Source organism: Parasediminibacterium schistidii, from assembly GCF_046546515.1.
GTDB lineage: Bacteria > Bacteroidota > Bacteroidia > Chitinophagales > Chitinophagaceae > Parasediminibacterium.
The window spans coordinates 1-16,145 of sequence record NZ_JBKHKJ010000034.1; the positions used below are offsets into that span (position 1 = coordinate 1).

18 protein-coding genes are annotated in these 16,145 nt (G+C 38.2%); 10 read left to right on the top strand and 8 right to left on the bottom strand.

The genetic code is table 11. The annotated features are described in order from the left end of the window. Positions 1 to 210: 210 nt before the first annotated feature. Positions 211 to 1,620 carry a hypothetical protein gene (locus ACHFIY_RS16490; RefSeq protein ID WP_410847218.1) on the bottom strand — a complete coding sequence of 470 codons (1,410 nt, stop codon included), beginning with the start codon at positions 1,618 to 1,620 and terminating at the stop codon, positions 211 to 213. Positions 1,621 to 2,145: 525 nt separating this feature from the next. Between ACHFIY_RS16490 and atpG the strand changes: the two genes are divergently transcribed. The 5 genes from atpG (at position 2,146) to ACHFIY_RS16515 (ending at position 6,461) form a co-directional block, all read left to right on the top strand. Further along, on the top strand, positions 2,146 to 3,027 hold the full coding sequence (gene atpG / locus ACHFIY_RS16495) for an ATP synthase F1 subunit gamma (RefSeq protein WP_410847219.1): 882 nt from the start codon (positions 2,146 to 2,148) through the stop codon (positions 3,025 to 3,027). Between the two features lie 3 nt (positions 3,028 to 3,030). After that, positions 3,031 to 3,672, top strand: a complete 642-nt coding sequence (gene scpB, locus ACHFIY_RS16500; protein WP_410847220.1) for an SMC-Scp complex subunit ScpB — start codon at positions 3,031 to 3,033, stop codon at positions 3,670 to 3,672. Positions 3,673 to 3,769: 97 nt separating this feature from the next. After that, entirely contained in the window at positions 3,770 to 4,978 is a 1,209-nt protein-coding gene (gene lysA, locus ACHFIY_RS16505; RefSeq protein WP_410847221.1) for a diaminopimelate decarboxylase, read from the top strand. Between the two features lie 72 nt (positions 4,979 to 5,050). Continuing rightward, positions 5,051 to 5,830: an ABC transporter ATP-binding protein gene (locus ACHFIY_RS16510; RefSeq protein WP_410847222.1), complete on the top strand. Its 780-nt coding sequence runs from the start codon at positions 5,051 to 5,053 to the stop codon at positions 5,828 to 5,830. Positions 5,831 to 6,014: 184 nt separating this feature from the next. Further along, a complete protein-coding gene (locus tag ACHFIY_RS16515; protein ID WP_410847223.1) occupies positions 6,015 to 6,461 on the top strand; it encodes a DinB family protein in 447 nt (148 codons plus the stop codon). 81 nt (positions 6,462 to 6,542) lie between these two features. On the opposite strand, the gene groL is transcribed toward ACHFIY_RS16515, so the two are convergent. After that, complete coding sequence (groL, locus tag ACHFIY_RS16520) at positions 6,543 to 8,177, bottom strand: chaperonin GroEL (protein ID WP_410847224.1); 1,635 nt, start codon at positions 8,175 to 8,177, stop codon at positions 6,543 to 6,545. A gap of 67 nt (positions 8,178 to 8,244) precedes the next feature. After that, the gene (locus ACHFIY_RS16525) at positions 8,245 to 8,529 is read right to left on the bottom strand and encodes a co-chaperone GroES (protein WP_410847225.1); all 285 of its coding nucleotides are present in this window, start codon (positions 8,527 to 8,529) and stop codon (positions 8,245 to 8,247) included. 297 nt (positions 8,530 to 8,826) lie between these two features. On the opposite strand from ACHFIY_RS16525, the gene tsaD reads away from it, so the two are divergent. Next, a complete protein-coding gene (tsaD, locus tag ACHFIY_RS16530; protein WP_410847226.1) occupies positions 8,827 to 9,873 on the top strand; it encodes a tRNA (adenosine(37)-N6)-threonylcarbamoyltransferase complex transferase subunit TsaD in 1,047 nt (348 codons plus the stop codon). Positions 9,874 to 10,128: 255 nt separating this feature from the next. Here the strand turns inward: tsaD and rbp are convergent, their stop codons facing one another. The 4 genes from rbp to rpsF all read right to left on the bottom strand — a co-directional run bounded on the left by rbp (position 10,129) and on the right by rpsF (position 11,916). Then, positions 10,129 to 10,557: an RNA-binding regulator gene (rbp, locus tag ACHFIY_RS16535; RefSeq protein WP_410847227.1), complete on the bottom strand. Its 429-nt coding sequence runs from the start codon at positions 10,555 to 10,557 to the stop codon at positions 10,129 to 10,131. A gap of 203 nt (positions 10,558 to 10,760) precedes the next feature. Continuing rightward, positions 10,761 to 11,207 (bottom strand): 50S ribosomal protein L9, encoded by a 447-nt coding sequence (rplI, locus tag ACHFIY_RS16540; protein WP_410847228.1) that lies wholly within the window; start codon positions 11,205 to 11,207, stop codon positions 10,761 to 10,763. An 89-nt stretch (positions 11,208 to 11,296) separates the two neighbouring features. Then, on the bottom strand, positions 11,297 to 11,560 hold the full coding sequence (gene rpsR / locus ACHFIY_RS16545; RefSeq protein ID WP_410847229.1) for a 30S ribosomal protein S18: 264 nt from the start codon (positions 11,558 to 11,560) through the stop codon (positions 11,297 to 11,299). Positions 11,561 to 11,562: 2 nt separating this feature from the next. Next, a complete protein-coding gene (rpsF, locus tag ACHFIY_RS16550) occupies positions 11,563 to 11,916 on the bottom strand; it encodes a 30S ribosomal protein S6 (RefSeq protein ID WP_410847230.1) in 354 nt (117 codons plus the stop codon). Between the two features lie 754 nt (positions 11,917 to 12,670). Here rpsF and ACHFIY_RS16555 point away from each other — a divergent pair. The 4 genes from ACHFIY_RS16555 (at position 12,671) to ACHFIY_RS16570 (ending at position 14,428) form a co-directional block, all read left to right on the top strand. Continuing rightward, the gene (locus tag ACHFIY_RS16555) at positions 12,671 to 13,078 is read left to right on the top strand and encodes a hypothetical protein (RefSeq protein WP_410847231.1); all 408 of its coding nucleotides are present in this window, start codon (positions 12,671 to 12,673) and stop codon (positions 13,076 to 13,078) included. Between the two features lie 152 nt (positions 13,079 to 13,230). After that, entirely contained in the window at positions 13,231 to 13,779 is a 549-nt protein-coding gene (locus ACHFIY_RS16560; protein ID WP_410847232.1) for an inorganic diphosphatase, read from the top strand. Positions 13,780 to 13,803: 24 nt separating this feature from the next. Then, on the top strand, positions 13,804 to 14,226 hold the full coding sequence (locus ACHFIY_RS16565; RefSeq protein ID WP_410847233.1) for a sulfite exporter TauE/SafE family protein: 423 nt from the start codon (positions 13,804 to 13,806) through the stop codon (positions 14,224 to 14,226). A 49-nt stretch (positions 14,227 to 14,275) separates the two neighbouring features. Next, entirely contained in the window at positions 14,276 to 14,428 is a 153-nt protein-coding gene (locus ACHFIY_RS16570) for a hypothetical protein (RefSeq protein ID WP_410847234.1), read from the top strand. Positions 14,429 to 14,766: 338 nt separating this feature from the next. Here ACHFIY_RS16570 and ACHFIY_RS16575 read toward each other — a convergent pair whose 3' ends face one another. Then, complete coding sequence (locus ACHFIY_RS16575) at positions 14,767 to 16,143, bottom strand: hypothetical protein (protein ID WP_410847235.1); 1,377 nt, start codon at positions 16,141 to 16,143, stop codon at positions 14,767 to 14,769. Between the last annotated feature and the right edge of the window lie 2 nt (positions 16,144 to 16,145).

The window sequence follows — 16,145 nt, forward strand, 5'->3', positions numbered from 1 at the left end:
AAAATTTATTTATAGTTATAGAGGTGCTTTAAGCAGATAACAAGTTTTTATTTGCACAAATTACCCCATACTGAAAGAAGAACTATAAATTATTAGGTAGCAATTCGTGAACGGAGAAGGGATAGAAAAGGAAGGTGGATTAAACCTTGCTTTTCTATCCCTTAAGAAACAGAGACCTTATTTTTAAAAATGTAATAAGTAGTTGTATTGTTATAAATGTGCTACAAATGTCCGGCAGCTTATCAACATCCGTATGCTAAAATAATCCTGCTTTTCTTTATTAGCAATAACAAAACTATTTTTTCCACCAACAAAATAATCACTCCCGTAGGTGCCTATTATTTTCAATTTGTCGCAAAGCTGAAACTCAAGTTGTTCAAGCATTACAGTGCTGCCATTAGTGATAGAAGGCTTGTCCCAGAATATGCCTGGCTTTATATGCGATTCACCTTTGTTCCATTGGTATTGAAGCCCCCCGCCAAAACGCAATACATTGTATTCATAATCTGCCGATTGCGTAGCAGGAAGAGTAGTGGCAGGAGACGCTGTGTTTTTAACTTCCACGTCTTTTTTCCAATTGCCTTCACGGTATATGATGCCGCCTTCTGCAAAGGCCTTCAAATGAGAATAATAATGTGCCCCACCCAGTATAGTCAATAAGCCACCTATTTCTAAATGACTTCCTAATGTTTTGGTAGCTATGTTAGCACCATGGCTGCCAAAAGCGTTTAGTTTTATTGATATGGCAGAATGGTTCAATACGCTTAAAACAACCCCTGCTGCTAAAACGGGATGCGAACTAGCCCCTGTGGCGGATGTTTTGTTAACTACATCTTCGTTGATAAAGATTGGCAAATTATCCCAACCAATACCAAAATAAGGACTTGTATATAAAGTATTACTTGCATAACCATATTTCAGGGTATCTTTTTTTAGTTTGGCCATCTTTTTTGTCAATGAATCTTTTTGTGCAGCCAGAAGCAAGTTGTTATTTTCCAAGCTCAGTTTGTCATAGCCTTCTTGCAATGCCAGTTTTTTCTTTTTTAAAGTATCTATCACATACAACAAAGAGTCTTGTGTTTTTTGTTTAATAAAAACTATTTGTTTTGCTTCCTCTAGTTTTTGGGTAGCAAGGGGCGACAATGGCTTGGCCACCAAGCCGAGGGGCTTCACGTTAAAATTCCTGATAGTTACATCTTTTATCCTGTTTACAAAAGCCTTTTTGCCTTTGTATGTTTTCCTGCCTATGCAGTCTGTTGGCAGCACCACGCCAGTTTGGCTGTTTGCAGTGTTGGAAAAATCACCACCAGACGATTCTTGGTCTGGGGCTAGTGTAGTACTGAAATTGGTTGTTATCTCGTTGCCGCAAATGGTTGTTGCAACTACAGTGCCTGTTACCAACACTGGTTCTATATTATAATTTTTTAGGTAAACAGCAAAACCTTGTCCACCAGTAAGGCTATACTCATGCCTACCAAGGCCAACAAAAACGCTTGAAACTGTATTGTCATGTTCTGTAAGTTTTTTCCAAGGGCTATTTTCTTGCGAATGACCTAAAAAAGAAGATGCTACCAGTAAAAGGATTAAGCCTAGACGAATATTTTTTAAAGAACCAATCATTGTAAAAATTTTAAAGAATAATAAAAATATTTCATCAAAACTACTGTTAAATGGTATAGATTTATTTAAAGTGTGTATAAAAGATATTTGAATAAAATTAAAATGCCTTTTTGCTGCCTTGCTGAGTTGTCTAAAAATAATTCAATTATTCAATAGAAATCATAAAAACGTGAAATTAGAGTGTAATAAATTTTTTGTAATACACCAAATTATTGCAAAATAATTATTACAACCTTGTAATAAATTTTTTGTCATAAATACAATTATTGCAAAATAAATATTACAACGGTAAACAACAATACAAACTCATTTTTATTAGCTGTCTTTAGCAATTAAAAATGCTTTTTTGGACCACGATTTTTACCTACTTACCACTTGTTCACCATCTTAATAACTTTCCTTAAAAAGGATCTAGGCTCATAAACGCATTTCTGTTACTTTTGCACCCTAAAATAGAGGCAAAGGGTTTTGGCGTAGCAAGTTTGTTGCCCATAACACAAATCTTGAAAAAAGAAATATAAAAAAATGGCAGGTCAATTAAAAGAAGTCCGCAACAGGATAAAAAGTGTACAAAGCACCCAGCAAATTACCAAGGCAATGAAAATGGTGAGCGCTGCCAAGCTTCGCAGGGCACAAGATGCTATTATTCAAATGAGGCCTTATGCCATGAAACTGCAAGAGATGCTGAGCAACATTGTAAGCAACAGCGATGGCAATGTGGAAATAAAGCTTGCCCAGGAAAGGCCGATAGAAAAAGTATTGCTGATAGCCATCACAAGCGACAGGGGCCTTTGCGGTGCTTACAATGCCAACGTTGTTAAGCTGGCAAAAGCGGTTATAGCCGAAAAATACAGCAGCCAATTTGCCAAAGGCAATATTACTATTTGGAACATTGGCAAAAAAGGCTGGGAAAGCTTGACTAAGTCGGGTTATAAAACAGATGCCACGTTTAAAGATATTTATGTAAACCTGAATTTTGAGCATGTGCAGGCAGCCGCTAAAGCCGCTATGCAAGCGTTTGAAAACAACGAGTTTGATGCTGTGGAAATAATATACAGCGAGTTTAAAAATGCGGCGACACAGGTGTTCACGGCAGAGCAATTTTTACCCATACCTAAAGTAACGCCCAAGGCAGGTGCAAAAAAAGCAGATTTTATTTTTGAGCCTGCACAGGATGTATTGATTGCTGAATTGATGCCAAAGATATTGAACACGCAGTTGTACAAAGCCGTGCTAGACGGCAACGCAAGCGAACATGGCGCCAGGATGACCGCGATGGACAAGGCAAGCGAAAATGCCAATGAATTATTAAAGAGCTTGAAAATTAGCTACAACAGGGCAAGGCAAGCCGCTATCACCACCGAATTGACGGAAATTGTAAGTGGCGCAGCAGCATTGCAGGGATAAGAAATGGAATTAAGCGAAATAATACCACATATAGAAGTACTGATATTTGCGAGCGACAAGCCTTTGACGGCCTTGGAAATTGTTGAGCTAATCAACAATGCGTTTGGTTTCATGGAGCATCGGGTTTCTCTGGAGCAGGTAGAAAGCTGTATTGGCGGCATAAAAGAAAAATATAATTCCGAATTTTACCCTTTTGAAATAAAAGAAAGCGGGGGCGGCTTACAGTTTTTAACCAAGCCCGCTTTCCATAAAACTGTTGCCCAGCTAAATGGCGACAAGTTCTTGAAACGCTTGTCTAACGCAGCTTTGGAAACCCTAGCCATTATTGCATATAAACAACCCATTACCAAAGGAGAAATAGAAAGTATAAGGGGCGTAAACAGCGATTACAGCGTGCAGAAGCTATTGGAAAAGGAATTGATACTGATAGCGGGCCGTAACGAAAAAATGCCGGGGCAACCATTGATATACACCACTTCCAAGAGTTTCATGGATTATTTTGGCATCAACTCTGCAGATGATTTGCCTAAAATAAGGGAAGTGCTTGCAGAACAAGTGGTAGAAGGGACGATTATTTCGAAGTTGGATTTTACAAGCAATGGTAATCAAATAGTAACAACTACACCTAATATTGAAGACAATTAGCAAACAGGAGAGCGGTATTAATTTAATCAACTCCTGTTTGGGTAACCTTCTTTTTAACAAATAAGCAAACTTTCTTTTAAAGATTATTTCCCAAATAATGGCTTTATCTAATCAACAATTGAATGCTATTGCCGAGCAGTTTGGCACGCCTGTATATGTTTACCATGCAGAAAAGATGGCAGAACAATACAACAATTTAACCACAGCTTTTGCAGGGCAGGACGTGAAGATTTTTTATGCCTGCAAGGCATTGACCAATATCAATGTTTTAAAGCATTTTAAACAGCTTGGTTCTAATATAGATTGCAGCTCTATTAATGAAGTAAAACTAGCATTACATGCCGGTTTTGAGCCTGACAGGGTACTGTACACCAGCAATGGCATTGCTTTTAGCGAAATTGAAGAAGCCCAAAGCCTTGGCGTGCATATTAATATAGACAGCCTTAGCAACCTGAAAAAATTCGGGGAAAAATACGGGCATAGCTACCCCGTGGGTGTACGACTTCGCCCCAATATAATGGCTGGTGGAAATCTGAAAATTTCTACTGGGCACGATAAAAGCAAATTTGGCATACCGATTGACCAAATGGATGAATTATTGGCAATAATAAAAGAAACCAACCTGTTTATTCAAGGGCTGCACATACATACGGGCAGTGAGATAAAAGACGTGGAGGTATTTATCAAAGGCATAGAAGTGCTGTTTGATATTATCCCATTGTTTAACGAGCTGGAATTTATAGATTTGGGCGGGGGCTTTAAAGTACCTTATAAAAAAGGCGACCACCAGACAGATATACAACAATTGGCAGCAGCCGTGGGAGAGGCGTTTGCCAACCACCCCAACCCCAATGGCAAGCATTTACAGGTATGGTTCGAGCCTGGAAAATACTTGGTAAGTGGGGCAGGGTATTTAATTACGCAGGTAAATGTGTTGAAACAATCGGGTACTATAAACTTTGTGAGCGTAAATAGTGGATTCAACCATTTGATACGCCCCATGTTTTATGATGCCTATCATCAAATAACCAATATTTCTAACACGGAAGGGGAGGAGCAGCACTATGCCGTGGTAGGTAATATTTGCGAAACAGACACCTTTGCATGGGACAGGAAACTTCACGAAGTGCGTGAGGGCGATTACCTTGTTTTTGCCAATGCAGGTGCTTATGGCTTTGAAATGAGCAGCAACTTCAACAGCCGCTATAAGCCAGCCGAGGTACTGGTAAAAGATGGGGAATACCATTTGATAAGGAGAAGGGATGTGTTTGAAAATTTGTTGAGAAATCAAGTAGTTGTTTTGTAATAAATGTTTAAAACTGTTATTAACTTAAAACGTATAACTTAAAACGTACAACTTTCCTTAGCTTGCAACATCATGATTGAGCTTCGCAACATACACAAGTCATTTGATGGCAGGGTAATACTCGACGATATTACAGCAGAAATGCAGGAAGGCAAGTGCAACCTCATTATTGGGGCAAGCGGCAGTGGCAAAACCGTGCTTACTAAGTGCATGGTTGGGCTGTTCCAGCCAGACAGTGGGGAGATAATTTTTGATGGCCGAAGCATCATTGAAATGGAGGACGACGAACGCAAGCTATTGCGCCAGCAAATTGGCATGTTGTTTCAAGGCTCCGCCTTGTTCGACAGCATGACGGTGGAGCAAAACGTATTGTTCCCTTTAGATATGTTTACCAAGCTAACACAGGAAGAAAAGAAAAAAAGGGCAAACGAGGTATTGGAAAAAGTAAACCTTACAGGTGCCAATAAAAAATTCCCTGCCGAGATAAGTGGGGGTATGAAAAAAAGGGTAGGCATTGCCCGTGCCATTGTGCTAAACCCCAAATATCTTTTTTGCGATGAGCCTAACTCTGGCCTTGACCCGCAAACTTCTTTGCTGATAGATAGGCTAATACGGGACATAACCCTGGAATACAATATTACCACCATCGTAGTTACCCACGACATGAACAGCGTAATGGAAATTGGCGACCATATTGTATATATGCACCAAGGCAAAAAGCAGTGGGAGGGGAGCAACAAAGAAATAATTTTCAGCGATAACAAACTGCTGAACGGATTCATTTTCGCATCTGAATTTTTGCAGGACGCAAAAAAAATGAGGATGATGCAGGAAAAAGAGGCTAACCGGTAAAAAATTGCCACGAAGACACCAAGGCTCAAAGAAGCACTAAGTACATTCAACGCAATAAAAGAGTATAAACCTAAAGAAGTGACTACTACTAACAAAATAATTGTACTGGAAAGATGATGCGGTTATAATATTAGAAGGCAATCTAATTGCATTTGATTAGTTTTTATCTTTTTAAACACTGTCTATGGTAATAGAAACACTAAAAATCATATTCGCTAAGAATTTGGACAAATTAAAAAACGAAGTTAATCTGTACCAAAATGAGGCTACGATTTGGGAGGTGGGAAAAGGCATCTCAAATTCAGCAGGCAATCTTTGCCTGCATTTAATTGGCAACCTAAATACTTATATAGGGGCAGAATTGGGCAAAACGGATTATATAAGGAACCGGGATTTGGAATTTTCTGCTAGGAATATTCCCAGAATAGAATTGTTGCAAAAAATAGAAGAAACGATTATTGTAGTAAATACCTCTCTGGACATGATAACTGAAGATAATTTGCCACAGGAATACCCAATGTTGGTTTTTGAAAATAAAACCTCGACTGGTTATTTATTAATACACCTTGCCACCCATTTAACCTATCATTTGGGGCAGCTTAGCTATCATAGGAGGTTGTTAGATTTATAACGTTAATTCATTGTTAAGCAAAAAGCCTTGCCAACTTTACAGTCGACAAGGCTTTTATATAAAATCCACTCTTCAAAAAGATTAATATCCACCCATGCCGCCCATATCAGGAGCACCATGACCATGAGCATCTTCTTTCTTAGGTTTGTCGGCAATTACACATTCTGTAGTCAACAACATACCTGCAATAGAAGCAGCGTTTTCTAAAGCTACACGGGTAACTTTAGTAGGGTCAATAACACCAGCAGCTAAAAGGTTTTCGTAGACCTCAGTCCTTGCATTGAAACCAAAGTCTGCTTTGCCTTCTTTAATTTTTTGTACAACGATGGAACCTTCAATACCACTGTTTACCACAATCTGGCGCAATGGTTCTTCAATAGCACGTTTTACAATTTGGATACCAGTTGTTTCGTCAATGTTTTCGCCCTTAAAGCCTTCTAAACTTTCAATAGCACGGATGTACGCAACACCACCACCAGGAACAATACCTTCTTCAACGGCAGCCCTTGTAGCGTGCAAAGCATCATCAACCCTGTCTTTCTTTTCTTTCATTTCTACTTCAGTAGCAGCCCCAACGTACAATACAGCAACACCACCGCTTAGTTTAGCAAGGCGTTCTTGTAGTTTTTCGCGGTCATAATCTGAAGTTGTATTTTCAACCTGTGCTTTTATTTGGTTCACACGGGCTTTGATGTCTTCTTTAGTTCCTTTGCCACCAACAATAGTAGTATTGTCTTTGTCGATAGTGATAGAAGATGCTTGGCCTAAATAAGTCAAATCTGCATTTTCCAATTTGTAGCCTTGTTCTTCGCTAACAACGGTACCAGCAGTAAGTATGGCAATGTCAGTCAGCATTTCTTTCCTGCGGTCGCCAAAGCCAGGTGCTTTTACAGCGGCCACCTTAATAGTGCCACGCAATTTGTTTACCACCAATGTAGCCAATGCTTCACCTTCAAGGTCTTCAGCAATAATTACCAATGGTCGGCCACTTTGTGCCACTTTTTCCAAGATATGCAGGATGTCTTTCATGGCACTGATTTTCTTGTCATAAATCAGGATGAAAGGGTTTTGCAATTCTACTTCCATTTTTTCGCTGTTGGTAACGAAATAAGGGGAGATATAACCACGGTCAAATTGCATACCTTCTACTACATCAACTGTAGTGTCTGTGCCTTTTGCTTCTTCCACGGTAATAACGCCTTCTTTACCAACTTTAGCCATTGCATCAGCAATCAATTTACCAATAACAGCATCGCTATTAGCCGAAATAGTAGCTACTTGTTCAATTTTTTTGCTGTCATCGCCAACAGATTGAGATTGGGCTTTCAGGTTAAGGATAACTTTAGCAACAGCTTTGTCGATACCACGTTTCAAATCCATTGGGTTTGCACCAGCAGCAACGTTTTTCAAGCCTTCGCCTATAATAGATTGAGCCAAAACTGTAGCAGTAGTAGTACCATCGCCGGCTATATCAGCAGTTTTAGAAGCTACTTCTTTCACCATTTGGGCACCCATGTTTTCGATAGGGTCGTCCAGTTCTATTTCTTTAGCAACAGAAACACCATCTTTAGTTACTTGAGGTGCGCCGAATTTTTTTTCTATTACCACATTACGGCCTTTAGGGCCTAGTGTTACTTTTACAGCGTTTGCCAAAGTGTCAACGCCTTTTTTCATTTTGTTCCTTGCTTCGATGTCGAAGAAAATTTGCTTTGCCATATTATTTCAATTAAGAATTAATAATTAATAATTTTTGTTTTAATACCCTTTTGGGTGATAGGGGGTTTTATACTATTGCAAGTATGTCGCTTTCCCTCATGATTAACAAATCTTGTCCTTCAACTGCTATTTCAGTTCCAGCGTATTTGCCATACAAAACAGTGTCGCCAACTTTTACAGTCATTGGCTCGTCTTTCTTGCCTGTACCAGCAGCAACTACCACCCCACGCTGTGGTTTTTCTTTAGCTGTATCAGGGATAATAATGCCACCAGCAGTTCTTTCTTCGGCAGCAGCCGCTTTTACTATCACTCTATCGTGGAGCGGTGTGATGCTTAACTTTTCAGAAGCCATAATTATTGATTTTTTGAGTTAAAGAATTTATTTTTCTTCTTGAGCAACTATTATTGTGCCACGGCTTAGCGATAAGCCAAATTTTCAGTTAATGATTTTTTTAGTTATCGTTATTGCTATACAATTGCCAGTAGGTGTGATAAAATTGGCAGGCAGGATATGGGTCTAGTGCCAAAATTGCATACTAATTAGGAATTAAGAATTAGGAATTTTTAGATAGCACAAGTCTGTTTGTAAATTAGCTACTTTTGTCCTTATTATTTACAATTATGTTTACAGATTTTGAAATAGATAATAATGATGTTTACAACCAATGATTGTTTTATATTGACCGAAAATAATAAAATAGCCCCCATTATTCTTGCCATAGAGTCTTCCTGCGATGATACGGGTGTTGCTGTGTGTGCTGGGGGCAAAATACTTTCAAATATTATTGCCAACCAGTCTGTGCATGAAAAATATGGTGGGGTAGTGCCAGAACTTGCCAGCAGGGCACACATGCAGCATATAGTGCCTACGGTGCAAACAGCTTTGCAAACTGCAAATATTGAGTTGAAGGATATTGATGCCATTGCTTTCACCCAATCGCCTGGGTTAATTGGGAGTTTATTGGTAGGCGTGCAGTTTGCCAAAAGTATGGCATTGGCTTTGGGCAAGCCCTTAATAGCCGTTCACCACATGCAGGCTCATGTATTGGCAAATTTAATTGATGAAAACAACCACCCTGAATTCCCATTTTTATGCGTTACTGTTAGCGGCGGGCATACACAGATAGTACTGGCAAAATCGGCATTGGAACTGGAAGTAATAGGCGAAACCATTGACGATGCGGCAGGGGAGGCGTTTGACAAATCGGCTAAACTATTGGGGCTGCCTTATCCTGGGGGGCCATTGATAGACAAATATGCAAAAGACGGCAACCCACTTGCTTTTAAATTTGCCGAGCCACAGATGCCCAATCTAGATTTTAGTTTTAGCGGCCTGAAAACTTCTATCCTTTATTTCCTGCAAAAACAAGAAGCAGGTTTTATTGAAGCCAATTTGAATGATTTGTGTGCCTCAATACAACATACCATCATCAATATATTGTTGAAAAAGTTGCAGAAGGCTGTAGAGCAAACCAATGTAAAAAGGGTGTGCATTGCGGGTGGCGTAAGTGCTAACAGCGGGCTTAGGAAGGCTTTGCAGCAAGCAGGAGAGAAGCATGACTGGAAAACGTATATACCTGCTTTTCAATATTGCACAGACAATGCAGCTATGATTGCTATTACTGCACACTATAAATATTTATCTGGCCAATTTGCGGGGTTAGATACAAGCCCAACAGCTAGGGCTGCTTGGTAGTAGTTTTTTGTATCAACAGGTGTTTTTTGTAAGACAGGTATTTTTTGCAACGAAGACTCAAATACTCAAAGCGGCACTAAGGAAATAAAGCTTAAAAGGTATTGCAAACATAATTTTTCTACCTCCTTCAACACTTATTGCATCTTTTTGTCTTTTCGCCTTCGTGGCAAAAAAGAAAAATCCGTGTAAGCAAAAGCCAACACGGATTTTTAATAAGTGTAAAGAAATATAATAAGCTATTATTTTAAATTAAAATTAATACCTGCTATAACCTCCACCGCCGCCGCTGTTACCACGATCACGACCACCGCCGCCACCGCCGTATCCACCGCCGCCACGGCTTCCACCGCCGCCACCACCACGGCTTCCACCGCCGCCGTAGCCACCGCCACCGCTCTTTTTGTAACCACCTCCACCGCCTTCCCTTCTTTCTCCTTCAGGGCGAGGGGTAGATTCGTTAACCACAATTTTGCGGCCTTCGATGTCCATGTCGTGCAATGCACTGATAGCTGTTTTTGCAGCTTCGTCATCTGGCATCTCAACAAAACCAAAACCTTTGCTACGGTTGTTGTTGAATTTGTCTGTAACAATCTTGGCACTTGTTACTTCGCCATAGGGAGCGAAAAGTTCTTGAAGTTCCTCGCTGGTCATCACCCAGTTTAAGTTTCCAACGTAAATGTTCATGTGTGTGTAATTAAAAATAAATAATCAATGGCTTAACAGTAACCAAAAACCCTGAATCATTTACGTTAAAAACGTTCGAGAGGATAGAAACTGACCATTGTAAACACGAATGTATATTATTTATTGTTAAAAGCAACTTTTACGCATAAAAAAAACCACATTTAATTAAAAATGTGGTTTTTCCTTATGTTTAACAGCATTTTTTACTCTGCTACTACTTCAAATTCAACTTCTGTAACGTGACCATTGCCAAAATCAATGGTTGCTTTGTAGGTGCCTAGTTCTTTTACATCATCGTTCAACGTAATCCTTTTGCGATCTACTTCATAACCTTTTTGGTCACGAATAGCCCTTGATACTTGCAAAGAAGTTACACTGCCAAAAATTTTGCCAGAAGTACCTGTTTTAGCACCTAATTTCAAAGGAGAAGAAGTAATTACAGCAATTACTTGCTTAATTTCTGCAAGCATAGCAGCTTCTTTCTTCGCTTTTACTTTCAAGGTTTCTTCTAACTTTTTAATGTTAGATGGAGTTCCTTCAACAGCTAATTTTTGCGGGAACAGGAAATTGCGTGCATAGCCATTTTTTACGGTTACCAACTCGTTGCGGCCACCTAAATTGTCTACGTCTTGTATTAATATAATTTGCATAATTTGATATATTAGACCCCTGAACCCAGCTTTTGTAGCTGTCTCCCAATTTTGTTTATTTGGGATTAGGGAAGGTTACTAAAAATTGTTTATTTCATTAAATCTGTTACATAAGGCAATAAAGCCATTTGCCTTGCTTTTTTTATAGCATCGCCTACTTTGCGTTGGTATTTCAAAGAGTTGCCACTCAAACGGCGAGGCAACATTTTACCTTGCTCGTTGATGAATTTTTTCAAGAAGTCAACATCTTTATAGTCAACATACTTGATGCCATATTTCTTGAACCGGCAGAATTTTTTCTTAGGTTTCTCCTGCTTAATTGCAGTCAGGTATTTTATCTCGTTCTTTGCCATGGTTATACAGTTGCTTTATCAAGGTTTTTAAATCCGCCATTCCTTTTCACATAGTTGTACTCGATGGCGTTTTTGTCGAGCCTAGTGATAATGTGCCTCATTACTTGCTCATCGCGAAGCAATTGAATTTTCAATTTCTCATTGAAATCGTTCAAAGCAGTAAATTCTACTACCCAATAGATGCCAGTTGTTTTTTTCTGGATAGGGTAGGCCAGCGATTTTAAACCCCATGGGTTGCTGTGTACAACCTCGCCACCAGCTTCGGTAACAAGGTCGGAATACTTTTTCTGGGAGGCTTTAAATTCCTCTTCAGAAAGGATTGGTGTAAAAATCACCATCAATTCGTAACTGTTCATTTACAGATTTTTATTTTATAAAATGGATTTATCCCATTGGACATCTCGAAATAGTATAGAGAAGAATCTGCCAAGACAGATTTGGGGCTGCAAAAGTATGTATTATTTATTAAATAAAGCAATTTTTTTGCTGCATAAACCTTTTAAGCTTTTTTATAGAAAAATCAACTAAGCCTAAAATCACCACTCCTGAAAGGACGTTACAAGTTACGCAAAGGAAAGAGTAACAGGAACAGAGCAAGGAGATAATGTTTGCATTTTTTTAATAATATCAATATTTCCTAGTGTTTTATTAAAATAGTTTCAGTTTTGCCATTTTTGTGGGATTTTTACGCTGTTTCTTTTTTCAAAAATCGTTACCGCCCTTGTAAGCCATTGATTATCAACAACAACATCAAATTTTTGTGCGTAATTCATGCGTATTTTGTGCTTATTTTTTGAGTGATTTGTGCATATTTTGTGCTTATTTTATGCTTAATTTTGAGTGATTAGTGCGTATTTTAAAGCCATAAATACAAGACCAAATTATAAGATTACAACTGTTTTAATAGTTATAAAAAAAGATTTACGATTAGTATGCCAAGAGACTAGTTTGGTAAGTAGCTTGAATCAAGTGCATTTCCAAACAAAGGTAAGGTTTTTATAGATTGGGGGTATAAGTACGAAGCGAAAAAGTTTTATGAACCCCATTTTTATATCCTAACCAACCAATCAATCATTATATATCTTTGCAATTGTTTAAAATATTATTTGATTGATGAAATACCTAACCCTTTGTATTGCTTTTTTAATAATTTCTGCTTGCGGCAACCCAACTTCTGACTATAAAGATGCCACAAATGCCTTGGATGCTGGAAGGGGATTTATTGACGCTTGCCTGAAAGGCGATTTTATAAAAGCTGGTTTTTACATGGTGCAAGACGAGCAAAATAAAAAATACTTGGCACAAATTGAAACGCAATACCGGGAAAAGGGGAGGGAAGGTAGGCAGCAGTATAGGGAGGCATCCATTAATATTGCAGAAGTAGATGAAGTAACAGAAAGCATGACTATCATTAATTACAGTAATTCCTACGATAAAATTGGGCACAAGGTAAAAGTGATGTTACAAAATGGCAGATGGCTAGTTGATTTTAAATACACCTTCAATCCAAATTTATAATATCATTCTGTCGTACCCTTGGGAAAAAAAATATCTTTATAATACCAAATTGTCGCTATAAAGTTGTTTATTGCAACTTCTTTTGGTAATAAAGTATATATAATAGAATTGCTGCTTTAGTAAAATTGGTTAACTAAAAACAATAAAAACTTATGATTACAACACAAGTCCTACACCCATGGCACAGTGTTTCTCCAGGTAAAAATGCCCCAAGAGTAGTAACAGCTATCATCGAAATTCCACAGGGGAGCCGTTGCAAGTATGAAATAGACAAAGAAACTGGCTTATTAAAATTGGACAGGATCATTTATTCATCGTTTCACTACCCAATTAATTATGGTTTTATACCCCAGACTTATGGTGGCGACAAAGACCCCTTGGATATACTTGTAATTACCTCATTAGCAGTGGTGCCGCTCACCATGATGGATGCTAAAGTAATAGGAGTGATGCAAATGATAGACCAAGACGAGGCTGACGACAAAATAATTGCCGTAGCTGCCAATGACCCAACCGTAAACCATTACAATAACATAGAAGAATTACAGCCCCACTTTTTTGATGAATTAAGGCACTTTTTTGAAGAATATAAAAAATTGGAGAAAAAAGCAGTACGGGTTGAAGAATTTGGCGACAAAACAAAGGCAATAGCTATTGTGGAAGAATCCATAGCATATTATAAAGAAAATTTCCCTAGGTAATAACAACAGGCAAAACAAATACAAATGACTACATCAACAATTATTATACTCCTTGTTATTGGTGTGTCAGCAGGTATTTTAAGCGGCCTTGTTGGCGTAGGTGGTGGCCTTATTATAGTGCCTGCCCTTGTATATTTCCTAGCTTTCTCGCAGAAAGCGGCACAGGGTACATCGTTGGGTATATTATTGCTTCCCGTGGGCATTTTGGCTGTAACGCAGTATTACCAAAAGGGATATATTGACGTTAAAGTTGTATTGTATGTTTCCATAGGCTTTTTGATTGGAGGTTTTTTAGGGAGTAAACTAGCCGTGGTATTGCCTGTTTCAACTGTAAAAAAAGTATTTGCAATCATGATGCTGGTAACAGCTTTGAAAATGCTTTTCTTAGATAAGGTTGTACCTGAAAGCCCCGGAGCAAAGCATGATGTTCAGGGGCAAAAAAATTAAAGATTTTGTGCTAATTATTAGTAATATTATATTTGTAAAAAATAAAACAATGGAAGCAGATAAATCGTTAGGAAAATATTGGTTGTACTTTTTTTTATGGTTAGGTTTGTTGGTAACGCTGATGGTTGTTTACCGTGAATTTTTTTGGATAGCATTGCCAGGCGTTGTTACTTTTTTTGCAAAAGGGTTAGATTTGATTTAAAAATTAATTTTAAAATAAATTATTTCAAAACAGGCTTAATGCCTGTTTTTTTGTGTGCTCATGTTCAACCCAGTTTTTACAGTTGAAATCCTATTGCAAGCCCCAACTACTTCAAACACAAGCATTTACTAGTCTTTTTCTACTATACTATAGATTTTTAAATAGCATTAAAACGCCTATAATTTATATTATGTTAAATAGTATAAATCAAAATTGATGCTTCCTCCAAAATCATAACTACAGCTCACGTCCAAATCTAAATGTTAGGAATAAAAAAAGCAGTTATACCTATACTCGGCAAACTGCTTTAATATTATATAATATAACCCCTCTTTGCTTTAAAATTTGCCATGCAACTCATCATACAACTTGTACTTTGCATCATAAAGGTCGAAGCCTTTAGGGTCTGTACCCCTCGCCTTGTCCCTTTTAATCGCATAAATGTTAGAAAGGCAATCGACAGATTTATTCAAGCAATTTTTTTCGGTGGTAGTCCTGCTAGGCTTATCTTTTAGAAGTGAATATGATTTTTCCAGCCAAACCAAGGTAGCTTCCCCAGCATCTGCCATCGGTTTTTCTAAATCTGCCTTTTGTTTTTTTAGTAAATCTGCTTGTTCTTTGTACTTGGCATCAGCGGCTGCTTTTTTCTTGGGGTCTTTTTCTACAACCCTATTACTGTTCAGTTCCTGCAATGCTCTTTTATAAGCCCTGGATTGATCGTCATATATACCATAAAGGTTGTAGTAAGTAATACCTGCATTAAAAGCCCAGATTCCATCATCTGGCTTCTTTGTTGCTGCTTTAGCAAAAGCATCAGTACCTTTTATTAGGTATTTGATCTGCTGAACGCTATCCACGGTTGCCTTCTCTTCTTTTGTAAGGTTAGCAAAAGCCTGGGCATATTCAATGTATTTATTTACAGACATAGTGCCTGCTGCATCTTCTTTGTCGTACATGGCAGCTTTATCGGCTAGTGAGTAGTTTTGATTGAAATAACTTAGCTCGTAGTCTTCCCAGTTAGTTTTAGGATACATTAATTTTGCAATGGCTAGGTATTTATTAAATGCTGCTTCGTCTTTGCTGTTAATCGCATTAATCAAAGGGAATTTATAAATGTCTATATAGCTTTCACCCGATACTTTGCTGTCTATTAACTTACTGTAATATTTCATGGCCAATTCTGGCTTTTTTGCATTTTGTGCAGAAAACCCAGCATAAAGAATGGATGTGGTATCAAAAGCGGCCTCCTTGTTGGAGTTGAATTTGTTTTGAAAAAGTATGTCGGTATATTTTACAGAATACCCAAAATAATACGCCGCAGAATCCCAGTCTTTCTTGTTGAAAGAACCAACGCCACTATTAAAAGCTGGTTTGTACATCTTGAATACCAAGTCAGCACCATTATTTTCTTTCAATAATTTTGCTGTGGGGTCTAAGGCAATATATTTGTCATAGGCCTCATCTGCAATTTTATAGGCGTTGGGATATTTCCCCTTCAAAACTTCGTCGTTATAAAAACTAGCATAAATCATCGCTTTCCAAAACCATCCTTCGGGCTTTGCCTGTGCTTTGGGGTCTGCCATTATTTTATCCAGTTCCCCCTTTGCAGTTTCCATTTGCCTTATCAATACTGCGTTGGATACTTTTTTAAAATCCTGCGCTTTTACAAGCACCGAGCTACCTATAACCATGGCAAGCAATACAAGCTTCTTCATAA

Bases quoted from the DNA above. Each gene is read 5' to 3' on its own strand.
- rpsR (WP_410847229.1), bottom strand. From the start codon at position 11,560: ATGGCAAAGAACGAGATAAAATACCTGACTGCAATTAAGCAGGAGAAA.
- tsaD (WP_410847226.1), top strand. From the start codon at position 8,827: ATGATGTTTACAACCAATGATTGTTTTATATTGACCGAAAATAATAAA.
- groL (WP_410847224.1), bottom strand. From the start codon at position 8,177: ATGGCAAAGCAAATTTTCTTCGACATCGAAGCAAGGAACAAAATGAAA.
- rplI (WP_410847228.1), bottom strand. From the start codon at position 11,207: ATGCAAATTATATTAATACAAGACGTAGACAATTTAGGTGGCCGCAAC.
- lysA (WP_410847221.1), top strand. From the start codon at position 3,770: ATGGCTTTATCTAATCAACAATTGAATGCTATTGCCGAGCAGTTTGGC.
- rbp (WP_410847227.1), bottom strand. From the start codon at position 10,557: ATGAACATTTACGTTGGAAACTTAAACTGGGTGATGACCAGCGAGGAA.
- ACHFIY_RS16515 (WP_410847223.1), top strand. From the start codon at position 6,015: ATGGTAATAGAAACACTAAAAATCATATTCGCTAAGAATTTGGACAAA.
- scpB (WP_410847220.1), top strand. From the start codon at position 3,031: ATGGAATTAAGCGAAATAATACCACATATAGAAGTACTGATATTTGCG.
- ACHFIY_RS16570 (WP_410847234.1), top strand. From the start codon at position 14,276: ATGGAAGCAGATAAATCGTTAGGAAAATATTGGTTGTACTTTTTTTTA.
- rpsF (WP_410847230.1), bottom strand. From the start codon at position 11,916: ATGAACAGTTACGAATTGATGGTGATTTTTACACCAATCCTTTCTGAA.
- ACHFIY_RS16565 (WP_410847233.1), top strand. From the start codon at position 13,804: ATGACTACATCAACAATTATTATACTCCTTGTTATTGGTGTGTCAGCA.
- ACHFIY_RS16575 (WP_410847235.1), bottom strand. From the start codon at position 16,143: ATGAAGAAGCTTGTATTGCTTGCCATGGTTATAGGTAGCTCGGTGCTT.
- ACHFIY_RS16510 (WP_410847222.1), top strand. From the start codon at position 5,051: ATGATTGAGCTTCGCAACATACACAAGTCATTTGATGGCAGGGTAATA.
- atpG (WP_410847219.1), top strand. From the start codon at position 2,146: ATGGCAGGTCAATTAAAAGAAGTCCGCAACAGGATAAAAAGTGTACAA.
- ACHFIY_RS16490 (WP_410847218.1), bottom strand. From the start codon at position 1,620: ATGATTGGTTCTTTAAAAAATATTCGTCTAGGCTTAATCCTTTTACTG.
- ACHFIY_RS16560 (WP_410847232.1), top strand. From the start codon at position 13,231: ATGATTACAACACAAGTCCTACACCCATGGCACAGTGTTTCTCCAGGT.
- ACHFIY_RS16525 (WP_410847225.1), bottom strand. From the start codon at position 8,529: ATGGCTTCTGAAAAGTTAAGCATCACACCGCTCCACGATAGAGTGATA.